10 protein-coding genes are annotated in these 16,780 nt (G+C 51.3%); 8 read left to right on the top strand and 2 right to left on the bottom strand.

Annotated features, from left to right (window positions below; all coding sequences use genetic code 11):
• Positions 1-460: 460 nt before the first annotated feature.
• The gene (locus AC1DF0_RS17275) at positions 461-1,024 is read left to right on the top strand and encodes a hypothetical protein (protein WP_442053580.1); all 564 of its coding nucleotides are present in this window, start codon (positions 461-463) and stop codon (positions 1,022-1,024) included.
• Between the two features lie 104 nt (positions 1,025-1,128).
• On the opposite strand, the gene AC1DF0_RS17270 is transcribed toward AC1DF0_RS17275, so the two are convergent.
• A complete protein-coding gene (locus AC1DF0_RS17270) occupies positions 1,129-1,581 on the bottom strand; it encodes a MarR family winged helix-turn-helix transcriptional regulator (protein WP_477574757.1) in 453 nt (150 codons plus the stop codon).
• 165 nt (positions 1,582-1,746) lie between these two features.
• Here AC1DF0_RS17270 and AC1DF0_RS17265 point away from each other — a divergent pair, with 165 nt between their 5' ends.
• Positions 1,747-2,628, top strand: a complete 882-nt coding sequence (locus AC1DF0_RS17265) for an SDR family NAD(P)-dependent oxidoreductase (protein WP_477574756.1) — start codon at positions 1,747-1,749, stop codon at positions 2,626-2,628.
• A 170-nt stretch (positions 2,629-2,798) separates the two neighbouring features.
• On the opposite strand, the gene AC1DF0_RS17260 is transcribed toward AC1DF0_RS17265, so the two are convergent.
• Positions 2,799-4,337: a GNAT family N-acetyltransferase gene (locus AC1DF0_RS17260; protein WP_477574755.1), complete on the bottom strand. Its 1,539-nt coding sequence runs from the start codon at positions 4,335-4,337 to the stop codon at positions 2,799-2,801.
• A gap of 333 nt (positions 4,338-4,670) precedes the next feature.
• On the opposite strand from AC1DF0_RS17260, the gene AC1DF0_RS17255 reads away from it, so the two are divergent.
• Genes AC1DF0_RS17255 through AC1DF0_RS17230 form a run of 6 tightly spaced genes read left to right on the top strand, consistent with a single transcriptional unit; the run spans position 4,671 to position 16,770 of the window.
• A complete protein-coding gene (locus AC1DF0_RS17255) occupies positions 4,671-6,422 on the top strand; it encodes a sensor histidine kinase (RefSeq protein WP_477574754.1) in 1,752 nt (583 codons plus the stop codon).
• A gap of 53 nt (positions 6,423-6,475) precedes the next feature.
• Entirely contained in the window at positions 6,476-8,209 is a 1,734-nt protein-coding gene (locus tag AC1DF0_RS17250) for a glycoside hydrolase family protein (protein WP_442052105.1), read from the top strand.
• Entirely contained in the window at positions 8,203-11,343 is a 3,141-nt protein-coding gene (locus AC1DF0_RS17245; protein ID WP_477574753.1) for a glycoside hydrolase family 2 TIM barrel-domain containing protein, read from the top strand. Before AC1DF0_RS17250 ends, AC1DF0_RS17245 begins: the two co-directional genes overlap by 7 nt.
• A 24-nt stretch (positions 11,344-11,367) precedes the next feature.
• Positions 11,368-14,067 carry a family 78 glycoside hydrolase catalytic domain gene (locus tag AC1DF0_RS17240; protein WP_477574752.1) on the top strand — a complete coding sequence of 900 codons (2,700 nt, stop codon included), beginning with the start codon at positions 11,368-11,370 and terminating at the stop codon, positions 14,065-14,067.
• Positions 14,068-14,105: 38 nt separating this feature from the next.
• Complete coding sequence (locus tag AC1DF0_RS17235; RefSeq protein ID WP_442052108.1) at positions 14,106-15,371, top strand: ribulose-bisphosphate carboxylase large subunit family protein; 1,266 nt, start codon at positions 14,106-14,108, stop codon at positions 15,369-15,371.
• Positions 15,292-16,770 carry a four-carbon acid sugar kinase family protein gene (locus AC1DF0_RS17230; RefSeq protein WP_477574751.1) on the top strand — a complete coding sequence of 493 codons (1,479 nt, stop codon included), beginning with the start codon at positions 15,292-15,294 and terminating at the stop codon, positions 16,768-16,770. Before AC1DF0_RS17235 ends, AC1DF0_RS17230 begins: the two co-directional genes overlap by 80 nt.
• Positions 16,771-16,780 lie beyond the last annotated feature (10 nt).

Genomic DNA, 16,780 nt, shown 5'->3' with positions numbered 1-16,780 from the left:
GTAGGCAAGAAATATATTGAAATGACCGAGTACCACGAGTGGCGAAAGAAAACACCAAAGACAACCGAAAAACCTACTCGCGACGAGTAGGCTTTCTGTTCGAGGATTTTACACACAACTTTGGACTTGACCCTAATATAGTTGTTTTATTCGAAAAATCGTACAAAGTTGAACGCTCCTGCTGTGTATTGCGATTATTTGTATGAAAAGTCGTATAAACGAGAATGTAGCTTAGGTTGGCCTTTGCATTTGTATGAAAAATCACACAAAATGTTCATGAGACTATAGTACGGAAATAATACTTATTGCTGCTTGGCTTTAAATGAATTATTATGGTTTTACTTAAATATGGTTTGGCGAAGAACGCCTCGGTATCCCTTCTAATGTAAGGGAAGTCGAGGCGTTTTATTTTTTGCCAGGGAAGGGTGACACAGTTGAGTTTTGAGATCGAGCATAAGAAGTGGGTAAACGATCACTTGTCCAAACGCCAGGGGGAACGAAAGGATGCTTTGAAAAGAGGGCACGGATTCGGCCTTACTTTGTGGATTTTATTTGGATCATGGGCAGTCTTCGTTATGTATTCGAAGTCATGGATTATGGTTCACATGGCACGGATCGTTCGAAATATCGAATGGATCTAAATAGAGCTTTGTTCTTGCAATCACAAGAATGCCAAGTGATTTCTATACCCTTAGATGAAATGAAAGAAAATCCATTGTTCGTACGAACTATGATTCGCTGCATACTAGCCCCCTATCTAGTGTCAACGGGTGAGAAAAATCAAATGCCTCGTCGCGAATATCAAAAAATCGAACGCCAGTTGATGCGTCTAGCGATTCGGCACAATCGTATCATTAGCCCAGCGAAAGCGGCGATTGAACTGGAGATTCACAAGCAAACGGTCATCAAGTACTGCAGAAGCCTTGTAGAAAGAGGTAAATTCCGAGTAATTCAAACCGGTCCAGCCGGTAAAATATACAAATACGAATACATTGGGTCATTGCAGAGTCCCGACTTATTGTGACTGTAGCAACCTCACACGGGCATTATCTCGTTAAGGCTCCACGGCAATTCAACTAAAAGTATGTTTGTATATCTGTAACTATTTACTATAAAAGTTTAATGGTCTTACCCAAATCCATTTATAGCTTTGAGCATTTCAGTAAACTTTTCAAGTTGTTGATTATCCCATTGTGCTATTCGTTCATAAAAAAAGTTTTCTTTATTCCGCAAAGCTTCAAACGTTTTTTTTCGTCCAAGATCCGTGAGTGTAAGAAGTACCGCTCGACGGTCATTGGGAGAGCCTTCCCTAGTAACATAACCTAGAATCTCTAGTTGTTTGACGAGACGGCTGACCGAGCTACGGTCCATTGCAGTTGAGTCTGCCAATGAAGAGGCGCTAGTTGGTCCGTGGGAGTATAGCCAACGGATGATATGGAAAGCCGCAGGTTGTATTGAGGAATCGAAAAAGGCAGAAGTTCTGACATTTAGCGCATGTGAGGCGCTAATGAGGGCATTAATTTGTTCGCCAAGCCTAAGCTCCAGTTGTCCTCTTACCGTATCTTTGCGTTCAACATTCATTATCGTTACCACCTAACTTAGAATTTTCATAGAGATTCCATTCGTTATATAGTTGACATATATCAATCATCTATCTATAGTTGATATATATCAATTATATAAATCCGGTTATGAGATGTCAAAATGCTAAGCAACACAAGTATCCCATAATAAAGGAGAATGAAGATGACGGTATACGTAAATCCGAAAATAGTAATTACAGGCGCTACAAGTGGTTTGGGGCAACTCGTTGCACTTGAAATGGCTAATCGAGGGGCTCATCTTATCCTAACAGCGAGAAGTAAGAGTCGGGCGGAAGCAACTGAAAAAATGATAAAAGAGCGTGTACCTGCAGCCGAAATGAATTTTTTCTACGGGGACTTGTCCTCAATGAAGGATGTCAGACGATTAGGCCAAGAAATATCTGATGAATTTCCCAAGATAGACGTGTTATTGAACAACGCAGGCCTCCATGCTTTTGAACAGCGGGTAACTACAGACGGATTTGCTGAAATGATGGCTGTGAACTATTTTGCACCATGGTTATTGACTCATTCCTTACGACAATCTCTGCAAAAAGCGGGAAACGCAAAAATTGTTAATGTTGCTTCAGAAGCTTCTCGCCGTCACGGTGTACTTCAACTATCGGAGGATCTACTTGAAACATCTCCTTTTTCACATAGAGGTTCGTCAGAAATATAMGGAAAAACCAAGCTGTTAAATATAATGTTTACTGCCGAACTTGCGCGTCAATGGGAAGGAACGGGAATATCCGTTCATGCCTTGAACCCGGGATTTAACGTTACTGGTCTAGGGAGAGAGCTTTGGTTTGCCTCTCTGCTTGAGCGTTTATTGAATTTCTTCCGTATTGGCGATCCCCGAAGAGGTGCTGATATTATAATTCGTCTAATGACCGATCCGAAGTATGAGGAAAGTTCAGGGGGATATTACAATGTTGGTACCGGTGATCCCATAAAACCCGTGCACCCTGGGGGAGAACTGGCGATGCAAAGTAGATTATGGGAGGACACAAGCAACATTCTTCGGCAGAAAGGCTTTTTGGGCTAGGCGAAGTCGTATTCCCTAAGCCCCATAATGAAAAAGAAGCACTACAACCTTCTGGTTGTGGAGCTTCTTTCCCGTTCCTATTCGGAACCAAAAAGCTTCATCCGATTGGATATCAGCGAGACTGTACTGAGCGGTTGCAACAGTTAGTAATTTCATAGGGCCTCCTCGATCTAGGAACGAATTTGCAACGTATAGATATCCGTCCGACGATCCTTGAACGTAAGGATGTCCGTCGATTTGCGATGCCGTTGCAAAATTTCCATATCCAGCTCAGCCATAATAACCGTTTCCGTGTTCTCGCTGCATTCGCCTGCGATCCCGTCTCGCGGGAAGGAGAAGTCAGCAGGCGTGTATACGCCTGATTGCGCATATTGAATGTCTACGTTATCTACGTGCGTGAGATTTCCAACAGTACCGGAAGTAACCGTAAACACTTGATTTTCTACAGCACGGGCTTGCGCGCAATATTTGACGCGAAGGAAGGCTTGCCTATCTTCCGCACAAAAAGGAACAAATATGATTTGGGCGCCTTCTTCGGCAACGATCCGCGAAATTTCCGGGTACTCGATGTCGCTGCTGAGCTGAATGGATATTTTACCGCAGTCGGTATCGAATACTTCCAGCTCCGATCCGCCGTTAATTCCCCACCATTTCCGCTCGTTCGGCGAAATATGCAGTTTGTACTGCTGCTCAATCGTACCGTCACGGCGGAACAAGTGGCCGACGTTATAAATACGATTGTTTTTTTCCACAAAATGAGAACCGCCGATAATATTTACATTATACTTAACGGCCAGTTCAGTGAACAATTCGATATATTGCTCCGTGAACGTGCTGAGCTTCCGAACGGCAAGGCTGGGCGAACGTTCATCCAGGAAGGAGAGCAGCTGCATGGTCACATTTTCCGGGAACACGGCAAAATCTGATTTGTAATCGGCAGAAACATCGACGTAATGCTCGCATTGCATCGCAAACTCTTCGAAGGAGTCGATTTTTTTCATCATGTACTGGATGACGCAAATTCGCACGGGAAAAGACAGCTTATAGTGTGTCTTGCTGTTGCTGGGTTTATAGTCGATATTGTTCCATTCGAGCAAAGCTGCAAAGTTTTTTGAATCTTTGTCATCGGACAAATAGTTCGTAATAATCCGCTTCAACGTGAAACCGTTCATCATTTGGAAGGTGAGCACAGGATCATAAATGTTCTGCTGCAGCACTTCTTCCGCATACTCTCTTGGCATCATTGCATCGCTATACTTGTGATATCCGGGAATTCGTCCGCCGACGATAATACTGCGCAGGTTCAGCATCTCGGCCAACCGTTTGCGCGCCTCATACAACCGCCTGCCAATTTTCATCCGGCGATAGTCGGGATGAACCATAACCTCCATGCMGTACAGATTCGCCCCGCGCGGATTATGGTTGCGAATGTAGCCTTTGTCCGTAATCTCCGAATACGTATGCTGCTCTAAATAATCGTCAAAATTGACGATAAGGCTGGAGCAAGAGCCAATAATATCGCCATCGAGCTCCACGCAAATTTGTCCTTCAGGGAAAATGCGGACATGGCTTTCCAATTGCTCTATTTTCCAAGGATCCATGTTCGGAAAACAGATATGCTGAAGTGCGATTATTTTCTCGAAATCCTCTGGTTCAATGTTGCGAATGATGACTTTCTTTTCAAATTGCGCTATCTGATTCGAAGTCATGTTTTCCTCTCCCTATTCAAGCCCAGTTTTCTACAGTATAGATGTGGTTAGTATGACCAGTATTATTGGAAAGTAAATGGAATGTAAAAAGTGGTGCGTAATGATTACGCTTACACACTTCTTAAAAATGTTCGCTCGTTTTTAAGTTTTCATCACTATTCATCTTAAAGCTGCGTCTATACAATAAAAATAAGTTCTCCTATTGTTGGCACCGAAGCAAGCTAATCTAGCGAAAGGTATGTTGTCTGCTATTGAAGATCACTCGTATAATAGTTGTAAAACGATTGAAAGCGCTTCAAATGAGGCTGCCGGATGCGAAGGAAGGCCGTTGCAATGAAGAATTTGAGGATCGTACAGAAAATGGCGCTTGGCTACCTGTTGCTCGTACTATTGCCGATTATTGTGTTCGGCGGTTACTTGTACAATCAGTTCTACATGGATGTAATGTCAGAATATTCGGAAGGTAAGCAGAAGCTGGTCATTCAAGCTGGCGATGGGTTCCGGTCAAGTCTGAACCAAGTGGAATCGATTCATGCTCTGTTCCTGAACAACCAGCAGTTGATCGATTATCTTAGCGGCTTTTACCATTCTGAATTGCAACATGTCTATAACTATCTCAAAGATATTCGTCCGCTGTTTATGTATGCGCAATCGCGCGATAACGAGATTTCGTCAATTAAACTGTACAAAACGATGCCCGAGGTCCACTCAGTGGTCGGCGAGCTTGAGGATCTGGACCAACTGGATGATAAGCCGCTAGCTCAACTGAACGAAGTTAACGTAGATGAAGGCGTCTGGCTGCGCCGAAGCGAAGCCGAAACCTCTGCGCTTCCGAACTTGAGCTACTACCAGCGTGTTTACAATAACAGCTATACGAAGCCGCTGGCCGTGCTGGAGATTGTGACGACTGATTCGCTGCTGCGCAATTTTCTCAAGGCGGTCGATGTCAATCACAACATGCTAGTGCTGATTATGCAAGAAGGCGAAGCGGTGTACCATAGCGATGGGATAGAGCTGGACGATGAACAGACGGCAAGCTTGCTGGCTATGGCCGAAGAAAGCGATCGAGGCTACGCCTATTTGCGCAAGCAGAGGACGCTCGTCAACACGTTGTCCATTCCTGAGCTGTCCACGACGTTCTACTTCTTCAGTCAAATGGACGAAGTATTCGTCAACATCCGGACCAAGATGTTCATTCTCGCACTCTCGCTAGTGGTATCGCTGGTCGTGTTGACGGGGGTCTATTACGCGATGGCATCCTCTCTCGTTCGCCGAATTCTTGGTTTGGCAAAACATATGCGACAGGTGGACGAAAGCAAGCTAACCTATTACGAGGTTGGAAAGTCCAACGATGAAATCGACTTTCTGACGCGATCATACAATTCTCTTGTCCATCGCATTGACGAATTGTTGAATACGGTGCATAAAGCCGAGCTAATGAAGAAGGAGGCGGACTATCTTGTGCTGCAAGCTCAGATCAAGCCTCATTTTCTTTACAATACGCTTGAATCGATCCGAATGCTGGCAGAGATCAATAACGATCAGGAAGTGGTCGACGCGACATACACGTTTGGCAGGCTGCTTCGATATACGCTGAACTCAGGAGAAAACGAGACGATGCTGCAGCACGAAATCGATAATGTTCGGCATTATTTGGATATGCATAAGCTGCGCATGTTGGATCGGCTGCAGTTCTCCATTCAAGTTTTGGCGAATATCGACCATATCCGCTGTCCGCGGTTCATTCTGCAGCCGCTCGTGGAGAACTGCATCCAACACGGCATTGGGCGCAGCCGCAAGCGCGGGGTGATCGATATCGTCATCAGACGAGAAGAAGCGGAGCTCGTGATCATGATCGCCGACAACGGCCCTGGCATGCCGGAGGAACGTCTGGCCGTGATTCGAGGAGTGCTTGGAAATGAATTGGATCGTCAAGCTCTGCAGACCGAGAACTCCGGTTATGGCTTATACAATGTCAGCGAACGCATTCGCGCGTTCTACGGCGGTCATACGAGTCTGCATATCGATAGCCGCGAAGGAGAAGGCACGGTATATACCTTGAAGCTTACAGAACCGGAGAGATGAGGTTAGCGGAATCATCGTCCGTGGAGATATCTAATAAAGGAGTGGGAAAAGGGATGGAACAACATCAAAGAAACCTTATACCGGATACGTTAATGCTGGAGGAACGGGCGGCTCATGCGATCAACGCGATAATCGGCATGGCTGACCAGGACCATGGCTATATTCCATTTTTCAGCGCGGACTTGACGCATAAGCCCGCCTATATGGTTCATGGCGATTGGGATTACGGCTCCTCTCACGGGAGAATGGTGGACGGATTGATTCTGGCAAGACATATGTCCGGCGAGACGTTCGGCAAGGAGGTTGAGGAACGGTATCGCGCGAACCTGCTGTCGTTCTTCAAGGAGGACGGCATGAACTACCGGCAAAAGAATCCGAACCATAATTGGGAGCCGAACGCGAATCTGATCGACCAACGTGCCGTTATACTGTCGCTGACGAGCTGGTACATGGAGTCGGGAGATCCGAAGGTGAAGGAAGCGGCGGATAAGCACGTGGCCGCGCTGAAGCAGATCGCTGTGAAGGAACGGGACGTCTGGTATTATCCCGCCTCCGAATACAAGGAGTCGGGCTGGCCGTCGGCGAACGGCGTACAGCTTAGACTGGCGCCGGATCCGGCTGCCTTCTGCGGAAGGCTCGTCATGCCGCTGCTGAAATACTACGAGCTGACGGGCAACGAGGATGCTTATGAGCTTTGTCAGTTCTTCACCGCGCTCATTATGGAGCGGAGCGGCGTCTTCAACGAGGACGGCAGCTTTAACGATTCGCTGGCCTATCGGAGCGGGCACTTCCATACCCGGCTTGGGACGCTGGACGCGATTGCGCGCTTCGGCATGCATTCGGGCAATGCGGCGATGATCGCTTGGGTGAAGAAGTGTTACGATTGGGCGCTAACCAAATGCACGGCGTTCGGCTGGACGCCGGGCGATCTGCACGAGCAGGCCTACGAGCATGAGACGTGCTCGCTTGTCGACTTGATCGCTTGCGGCATTACGCTGGCGAAGAGCGGCTATGTCGAGTATTGGGGTATTGTCGAGCGGTTTCTGCGCAACCATCTTGCTGAATCGCAGCTGCTCGATCTCGACTGGGTAGAGCAGACGGACGATAAGTCGAATGATATTGCTGCGGACAAATCTTTCTATAAAGTGGCCGATCGTACTCGAGGTTCATTCGCGGGTTATTCCGCACCGAATGATTTCGTAAGCGATGTCATCGAAGGACGGGGGCATACGAGCGACCTGCAAATTTGCTGTCTCGGCTCGGGCACGCGCGGCTTGTTCATGGGATGGAGCAACACCATTACGGAGAAGAACGGTACCGTCAGTGTCAACTTTCTGCTGAATCGCGGCTCGAAGTGGCTCGACGTTAGCAGCTATATGCCTCATGAAGGCAAAGTCGTGCTTAACGTTCGTTCAGACATTTCACGTCTTCTGATCCGGATTCCGGAGTGGGCCGGATTTACGAAGATCAGGTACAGTCGCGAGCGGGACGGGGCCGTGACCGAGGGCAAAGGCAGCGAAGCGAGCAGTTGGGTCAACCGTCACTTCCTCGCGCTGGGCCCGGCTGCCGCAGGGGAAACCATTACGGTCACATTCCCTCTGAGCTATCGCAAGACATTGGAGAATGCGGTCGGCCAAACGTTCGAGACGCAGTGGCGCGGCGACGATGTCGTGGGCATAACGCCAACGGGAACGAAGAAGCCTTTGTATAGCGGACGCAAGGTGTTCGAACAGGCGCCGATGCGCGAGGGTGATTATCGTCGATTGGATAAAGAATTCGTATGGTAGATTTGCATGATTATGAAAATTTGAACGTGCTGCAGCTGAATACCGTTCGTGCTAGGGCCGCTGCGATTCCGTTCGAGAATGAACAGGCGGCTTTGGCGAATGATCGTTCAGCCTCCCCCTTTTATCGGAGTCTGAACGGAGACTGGAAGTTTAACTATTCGGAGAACCCATTCGATGCGCCAGAGCGGTTTTACGAAGAAACATTTTCCTGCGAGGCGTGGGATACGCTCCCGGTTCCGTCGAATTGGCAGTTGCACGGCTACGGCGTGCCCTTGTACAGCAGCAGCAAGTATCCGTTCCCGGTTGACCCGCCGTTCATTCCGAAAATGAATCCGACGGGCTGTTATGCGCAATGGTTTCATATCCCGAGCAGTTGGATCGACAGATCCGTTATTCTCGCGTTCGACGGCGTGGATGCCGCTTTTCATTTGTGGGTAAATGGAGCGGAAGTCGGATTCGGTCAAGGCAGCCATAATCGGATGGAATTCGATATTACGCCTTATGTCCGCCCTGGGGAGAACAAGCTGGCGGTTCGCGTTTATCAATGGTCGACAGGCAGCTATCTGGAGGATCAAGACAAATGGCGGCTGAGCGGGATATTCCGGGATGTTTATCTGCTATCCGTTCCCATCGTGCATATGGTAGACGTCCGCATTAGGACCAAGCTCGACGAGACGTACCGAGAAGGGGTGCTTGAGCTTGACATCACCTTAACGAATCGATCCGACCAATTGGGAGAGGATTACGGCCTTCATGCGGTTTTGTTCGGACCGTCGCAGGAACAGCTTGACAGCAGATCGCTTGCCGCCGCATCGCCCGGTCCTCGTGAGGAAGTTGTCGTCCATGCAGAGCTTCCGGTCAGCGCCCCAGAGTTGTGGACGGCTGAGCAGCCTGCTCTTTACTCGCTCCTGCTGACATTGACCGATGCGGAGGGGAAGGTAGCTGAAGTGCATCGTTACACGGTCGGCTTCCGGGACGTGAACGTGAAGGGCGGTCGGCTGCTCGTCAATGGCAAGCCGGTCATCCTTCGCGGAGTGAACCGCAATGAGTTCGATCCTGAGCTCGGCCATGTGACGACGATGGAGGCGATGGTTCGCGACATTACGCTGATGAAGCAGCATAACATTAATACTGTTCGTTGCTCTCATTATCCGAACGACGAGCGCTGGCTCGATCTTTGCGATCAATATGGGCTGTACGTCATCGACGAAGCGGATTTGGAGACGCACGGCTGCGTATTTCTCGGAGAGATCAGCCGCTGGATCAACAATCCCGACGAGAAGACCGCCTACGAAAGCGCTCTGGCTGAGGATCCCGAGTGGAAGGAGGCGTTCCTGGATCGGATGGTTCGGCTGGTGGAGCGGGATAAGAACCACCCTTCCGTCATCGTCTGGTCTCTTGGAAACGAGTCGGGCTATGGGGGCAATCACGACGCCATGGCTGCATGGACGAGAGCGGCGGATCCGACACGTCCGATTCATTACGAACGGGCTAAGGATGCGTCGATTGTCGACATCATCAGCTCCATGTATCCTTCGGTAGATATGCTGGTTGCTGAAGGGGAGAAAGAGGAGACGCGACCGTATCTCATGGTCGAATTCGGGCATGCGATGGGCAATGCTCTCGGCAATCAGAAGGAATACTGGGATACCGTTTACCGTTACCCTCGGCTATGCGGCGGTTTGATTTGGGAATGGACGGATCTCTCGATTCGCCGCCGAGTAAGTGACGGCAGCCTCCAATACGCTTATGGCGGCGACTTCGGAGATATGCCTCATAGCGGCCACTTCTGCATCGACGGCTTGTTGTTCCCTGACCGCAGCCCTAAGCCGGCCTTAATCGAATTCAAGAAGGCGATTGAACCGGTCACCGTTCATCCGGTGCTGCCGGAGCATGGCGTTTTACGGATCGGCAATCGTTACGATATGGTAGCGCTTTCGCATCTTGCCGTCCATTGGCGTATGTATTGCGACGGCATTGCGCTGGAGGAGGGGGAGCTTGCGCCTCTGCATATTCCGGCCGGCGGCGAGGAACTCGTCACGATCCCTTACCGGACGCGGCCGGCGGATGGGTGCGGCGAATATTGGCTGCATGTCAGCTTCATCCTGCGCGAGCGAACGGCTTGGGCGCAGGCAGGCCACGAGGTGGCGTGGGCCGACGTGCCGCTGAACCATTCGGCTTGTTCGGAGTCTGCTGATGCCGATACGCATACACCCGCCGGACTGTTCGCGACGGAGAACGATCGAATTATTCGCGTCGACGGCGATGGCTTCACATTGACGTTCGACAAGCTGATCGGCGAAATAACCGCCTGGAATTATAAAGGCGTATCTGTGCTCGCGCAAGGACCTCGCGTCAATCTGTGGAGGGCGCCGATCGACAACGATGTCCATTTGGCTAAGCAGTGGCGTGATGCAGGTTATCATGAGCTCAACGCCTATGTCCGCAGAGTCGAGTCATGGCCGCTAGAAGACGACTCAGCGGTTCAGATCAAGACGGAGTCCATGCTCGGCGTTCAAGGTTCACGGCCACTATTTCAAGTGGAGCAGCTATATACGATATACAGCAACGGGGAAGTGATGATGGAGAACGAGCTTCAACCTCTGAAGGAAGGGCTGCCGCCTCTGCCGCGAGCCGGTATTCGGTTCACGATGCCGAAGCGATTCGACCGTTTCTCCTGGTTCGGCCGAGGTCCGCATGAATGTTACGCCGACCGCAAAGTCAGCGGGAAGCTTGGCGTGTACGAAGGGACAATCGATGAGCAGTTCGTGCCCTATATCAAGCCGCAAGAGAGCGGAAGCAAGGCTGACGTACGCTGGGCCGCAATCGCGGACGTCGACGGCGTTGGACTGCTTATTGCGGGAGCGGGGATGCCGCTCGGGCAAGTTGGCGCAAACCGATACGGGACCAAAGCCTTGAGCGAGGCCAAACATCATTCTGACCTGATCGATCTGGGCGAAGTGGAAATCAATGCGGATTGGAAACAATCGGGTATTGGCAATCATAGCTGCGGTTATGCTCCGACCTTGCCGTCTTATCTGCTTGCCTCGGAATCGACGGAATTTACGGTTCGACTGAAGCCGTTCCTAGACGACGAGTCTCGAGCGAACGCAATCGGACATCTACATCTTTAATAGAAGAAGGAGGTCAATGTGGCCATGCGAATTACAAATTGTAAAACCGAATACGAACATAATCCAATCGGTATAGATGTGCTGGCTCCCCGCCTTTTCTGGCGGCTGGAATCGGATGAGCGGGGCGCGAAGCAGCAGGCGTATCAAGTGCTGGTCTCGTCCTCCCGCGACAAGCTCGATCGCGGCGAAGCGGATAGGTGGGACAGCGGCAAGGTGGAGTCTCGCAGCTCGGTGCACGTTGTTTACGCCGGACAATCGCTTCAATCGGAGAGAGAGTATTGGTGGAAGGTTCGAGTTTGGGATAACCGGGATCATATATCAGAATGGAGCGAGCCTTCTTACTGGACGATGGGACTGTTGTCTCGCGGGGAGTGGAAGGCGAAGTGGATCGGCAGAAAGCCGCAGCTTGGACCCGGAACTGCGCCGGATTTGCAGCCCTCACCGTTTTTGCGCAAATCATTTGCAATTCGTTCTGCTGTCCGCCGCGCCGTTGTGTATGCTACGGCGCTGGGCGTGTTCCGGCTGACGGTCAACGGAGAGGAAGTTGGACATCTATTCGCTCCGGGTTGGACAGATTACGATACACGTGTTCAAGTTCAGACCTATGATATTACGGACAGCTTGCAACCGGGAGAGAACGCGTTCGGCGTCATCCTCGGTGACGGCTGGTATGCGGGAACCGTCGGATTTCTCGGCAACCGTGTTTATGGCGAGCGGCCGTTTCTTCTCTTGCAGGCAAGCATCGAATATGAGGATGGCAGCAGGGAGCTTGTGGTTTCGGATGGCTCCTGGCAAACGACGGCAGGACCTATCCGCTATTCCGATATGATAATGGGCGAATCGTATGACGCGAGGCTGGAGATGGACGGATGGGATCGGCCGAACTTCAACGCCGCTTCATGGGAGGCTCCGGACATCCGTTCGGGCTACAATGGTCAGCTCACAGCGACGATGGAACCACCGATTCGCATCACACAGACCGTTAAGCCGATATCCGTTCGAAGAACGGAAACCGGTTCGTACATCTTCGATATGGGCCAGAACATGGTCGGCTGGACCGAAGTGAGCGTCCAAGGCGCGCGAGGCACACGAATTACGCTAAGTCATGCGGAGATATTGAATCCGGACGGCACGCTGTATCTGGATAACCTCAGGCTGGCCGTTCAGCAGGATCATTACGTGTTGAAGGGCGAGGGCGAGGAGCGGTACGAACCGCACTTTACATTCCACGGCTTTCGTTACGTAGAGCTGGTCGGCTATCCGGGAGAACCGGATCTGACGACCATCATGGGGAAAGTGATTCACTCCGACACCCCGGTGACGGGAAGTTTGGAAACGTCCGACCCTATGGTCAACCAGCTGTATTCTAATATTACTTGGGGGCAGCGCGGTAATTTTCTATCCGTTCCGACGGATTGCCCGCAGCGGGACGAAAGGCTTGGCTGGACCGGAGATGCCCAAATATTCGCTAGGACGGCCTCTTATAACATGGACGTATCACGTTTCTTCACGAAATTCATGTGGGATATGATCGACTGCCAGCAGCCGTCGGGCGCTTTCACGGACGTTGCCCCCGATGCCGGATGGATTCGCCATAAGATGTGGAACACGCGGCTGAACTGGTTTGCGCCGGACAACGCCGGCTGGGGCGACGCGGGAGTGATCATCCCATGGACGCTGTACCTCATGTACGGGGATATGCGTATTCTTGAAACTCACTACGATGCGATGGCGCGATGGGTGGACTATCTGAAGCATAACAGCAATGAATTGATTCGTCCCGATTACGCCAACTATGGGGATTGGTTGTCGATCCAGGCGGATACGCCGAACGAGGTGCTAGCGACTGCTTATTTTGCATACAGCACGAAGCTGATGGGGTTGATCGCCGGAACGCTTAACAAAACCGAGGATCAACTTCGTTACGAATCATTGTTCGGCGATATCGCGGTGGCATTCCGTAACGCGTTCGTGTCGAATGAAGGAGTTATCAAGGGAGATACGCAGACCGTTTATGTGCTTGCGCTTCAGTTCGGCTTGTTGACGGAAGAGTTGAAGGCCAAAGCGATACGCCGTCTGACTGACAATATCAGCGAGCGGGGAGACCGCTTGTCCACCGGCTTTCTCGGCGTAGGTTACCTGCTGCCGGCACTTACCGACAGCGGAGAGCTTGGCGTCGCCTATAAGCTGCTTACTCAAGAGGCGTTCCCGTCATGGATGTATTCGATCAAGCACGGCGCGACAACGATCTGGGAACGTTGGGATGGTTGGACGGAGGATAATGGTTTCCAGACGCCTTCGATGAATTCATTCAATCACTATTCGCTCGGCTCGGTGGGGGAGTGGATGTTCCGTTACATGGCGGGCATCGAAGCGGATAGGACGGAGCCGGGCTTCCGCCATATGTTAATCAAGCCTAGACCGGGCGGACAGCTGACGCATGTCAAAGCCTCCTATGAGTCAATTTACGGCATCATACATGTCGGTTGGGAGCTAATAGACGGAGCAGAGCTGCGTCTAGAGATCGAAGTGCCTGCGAATACGACCGCGACCGTTCACGTTCCGGGAAGCAGTGCGCGCGTAGACGGCAACGATCCATCAGCTTTAGCCCCGGGTGAAGGCTGCGAATTACTTGGAGAGCAAGCCGAAGGCTTCCAGTTCCGCGTCGGCTCCGGCCGATTCGTATTTACAAGCGCATTCATTCCCCTTGCAGCAGGTGTTTAGTAGAATTTCTTTCATTATGAAGACGGGAGTGAAACCGTATGGATCAACAGCGTGTTACTGCAACATATATGGTAGAAACGCCATTTCCATTGGAACAAGCTGCGATGATCATTGCAGGCGAGCAATCCACGGGAACTTTCACGCATGTACCGGGCGAAACGGATCGTTTGAAGAAAGAGCATGGCGCCATCGTAGAGCATATTGAATGGCTGGAAGACCATGACACGCCGGGCTTGCCGGGAGTGGTGCTGCCTTCCAATCATAACGGCAACTATCATCGCGGACGTATTGTTATTTCATTTCCGCTTCATAACTTCGGACCGTCCATTCCTAATTTAATGTCGGCGATCGCGGGCAACTTGTATGAATTGCAGCAACTGTCCGGATTGCGCTTGCTTGACATCCAATTGCCGGAAGCGTTCGCAACACGTTATGCGGGACCCAAATTCGGCATAGAAGGAACGCGCAGGCTGCTCGATGTGTACGATCGTCCGATTCTAGGCACCATTGTGAAGCCTAGCATCGGGTTGACTATCGAAGAGCTGGCGCAAATGGTAGAGAATCTTGCTAGAGCAGGATTGGACTTCATCAAAGACGATGAGCTTAACGCCGATCCGCCATATGCTCCGCTCCGCCAGAAAGTTGCAGCCGTGACGGCAGCGATCGAGCGGGCGGCAGATGCGACAGGCAAGAAGCTCATGTACGCCTTCAATATTACAGGCGACTGGGATGAGCTTCGCAGGAATCATGATCTTGTCGTCGGGTGCGGCGGCAATTGCGTGATGGTCAGCATATTGAGTGTAGGCCTGGCCGGTCTCGCTCATCTGAACAGCTACAGCGAGGTGCCGATTCACGGACACCGCAACCAGTGGGGAATGATGACCCGCTCGCCGCATCTGGGCATGGAATTCACAGCATACCAGAAGCTATGCCGCCTGGCGGGCGCTGATCATCTTCATGTGAACGGCCTGGATGGCAAGTTCTACGAAAGCAACGAATCGGTCACGCGCTCGATCAAGGCTTGCACTGCGCCGCTTCTAGGCGGGTACAAGGCGATGCCGGTCATTTCTTCAGGGCAATGGGCGGGAACGGCTCATGCTACTTATGACGCTACAAGAACGGTGGACGTGATGCATTTGGCCGGGGGCGGAATGCTGGCACATCCGGATGGCGCGGCTGCAGGCTTCGAGAGCATGAAGCTGGCATGGGAAGCGGCTGTGGCCAATGTACCATTGGAACAATGCGCGGAGCAGCACCAAGTCGTGCAGCGGGCAATCGACAAATTCGGAAGAGCAGGTCAATAAGCGCATGAAGCAGCGATCGGAACGCAGACCTTTACTTAGCTATTACGGCGACGATTTCACAGGCTCGACGGACGTGCTGGAAACGCTGTTTCAAGCAGGTGTCGATGCCGGTTTATTTTTACTCCCTCCGACTTCAGAGCAGCTTAATGGCCAGTTTTCGGATTTGGCCGCATTTGGGGTAGCCGGAATCAGCAGATCGTTGTCGCCGGAGGAAATGGAACTTCAATTAACTCCCATCTTCAAGCAGCTTCATGCCGCCAACACGGCTATTGTCCATTACAAAATATGTTCCACATTTGATTCATCTCCCCAAATAGGAAGCATCGGCAAGGCGGCCGAGCTTGGCCGCGGCCTATTCGGAGGACGTTTTATTCCACTGCTTGCTGGGGCTCCGCATTTGCGGCGTTTCACTCTATTCGGCCATCATTTCGCTGCGGCCCGAGAGCAGATTCACCGGCTTGACCGCCATCCAACGATGTCGAGGCATCCGGTTACACCAATGGAGGAATCCGATCTGCGCTTGCATCTGCAGAAGCAGACCTCGCTTCGGATATCGCTGATGGATATTGTAGCGCTTGAAGGTTCCTATGAAACGGTGCGTACGAATTTGGAGCAGCTGCTTCGGGAGGAGCGGCCGGATATTATTATATTCGACGCGTTTGATGCCAAGCGGATGGAAACCGTCGGTCGCCTTATTTGGGAAGAAGCCGAAGCATCGGAAGAGCCGCTGTTCGTCATAGGCTCATCCGGGGTGGAGCAGGCTCTTGCCGCGCATTGGCAAACAGCCGGAATCGTGAAGACTGAACAGGATACGCAATATGAAGCACAGGATGCAGAAGGACAAGGACAAGTGCTTGTCCTGTCGGGAAGCTGCTCGCCCGTGACTGCCAAGCAATTAAGCTATGCGTTTGCACACGGTTTTTGCGGAATTCGTCTGCCTGTATCCCAGCTTATCGATCCTTCTTCGGGCGAGACTGCGATCGCCGCMGTGCGTGAACAGGCAATGAATCTGCTGAAAACGGGAAAAAGCGTGATTATGTATACGGCGAGCGGACCCGACGATCCGGATGTAGCCAGTACGAGGGAGAGACTCGCTCAGCTCGGCATCAAGTCGGAAGAAAGCAGCAGAAGGCTCGGACCTGTGCTGGGCATGCTGGCCACCTGGCTTATCGAAGCCTGTGGTTTGAACAAGCTGGTCATTGCCGGCGGCGATRCATCCGGTTATATCGTGAAGGAGCTTGATGTGGATGCGCTGGGATGCGACTCCTTGTTCGAGACAGGCAGTCCAATATGCCAAGTTCATGCCAAAGGCCGGGCAATAGACGGGCTGAAGCTTATATTAAAAGGCGGTCAAGTGGGCGGGGAATCGTACTTTGTCCGCGCGCAGCACGAAATTTGAACCCGAGAGC

It is taken from the genome of Paenibacillus sp. 05T425 (assembly GCF_056396205.1).
Note: the sequence above shows the minus strand (reverse complement) of the source record. Positions and strands in the feature narration are given on the sequence as shown.

Excerpts from the sequence above, each read along its gene's own strand:
- AC1DF0_RS17270 (WP_477574757.1), bottom strand. The coding sequence starts at position 1,581 with ATGAATGTTGAACGCAAAGATACGGTAAGAGGACAACTGGAGCTTAGG.
- AC1DF0_RS17255 (WP_477574754.1), top strand. The coding sequence starts at position 4,671 with ATGAAGAATTTGAGGATCGTACAGAAAATGGCGCTTGGCTACCTGTTG.
- AC1DF0_RS17250 (WP_442052105.1), top strand. The coding sequence starts at position 6,476 with ATGGAACAACATCAAAGAAACCTTATACCGGATACGTTAATGCTGGAG.
- AC1DF0_RS17245 (WP_477574753.1), top strand. The coding sequence starts at position 8,203 with ATGGTAGATTTGCATGATTATGAAAATTTGAACGTGCTGCAGCTGAAT.
- AC1DF0_RS17240 (WP_477574752.1), top strand. The coding sequence starts at position 11,368 with ATGCGAATTACAAATTGTAAAACCGAATACGAACATAATCCAATCGGT.
- AC1DF0_RS17235 (WP_442052108.1), top strand. The coding sequence starts at position 14,106 with ATGGATCAACAGCGTGTTACTGCAACATATATGGTAGAAACGCCATTT.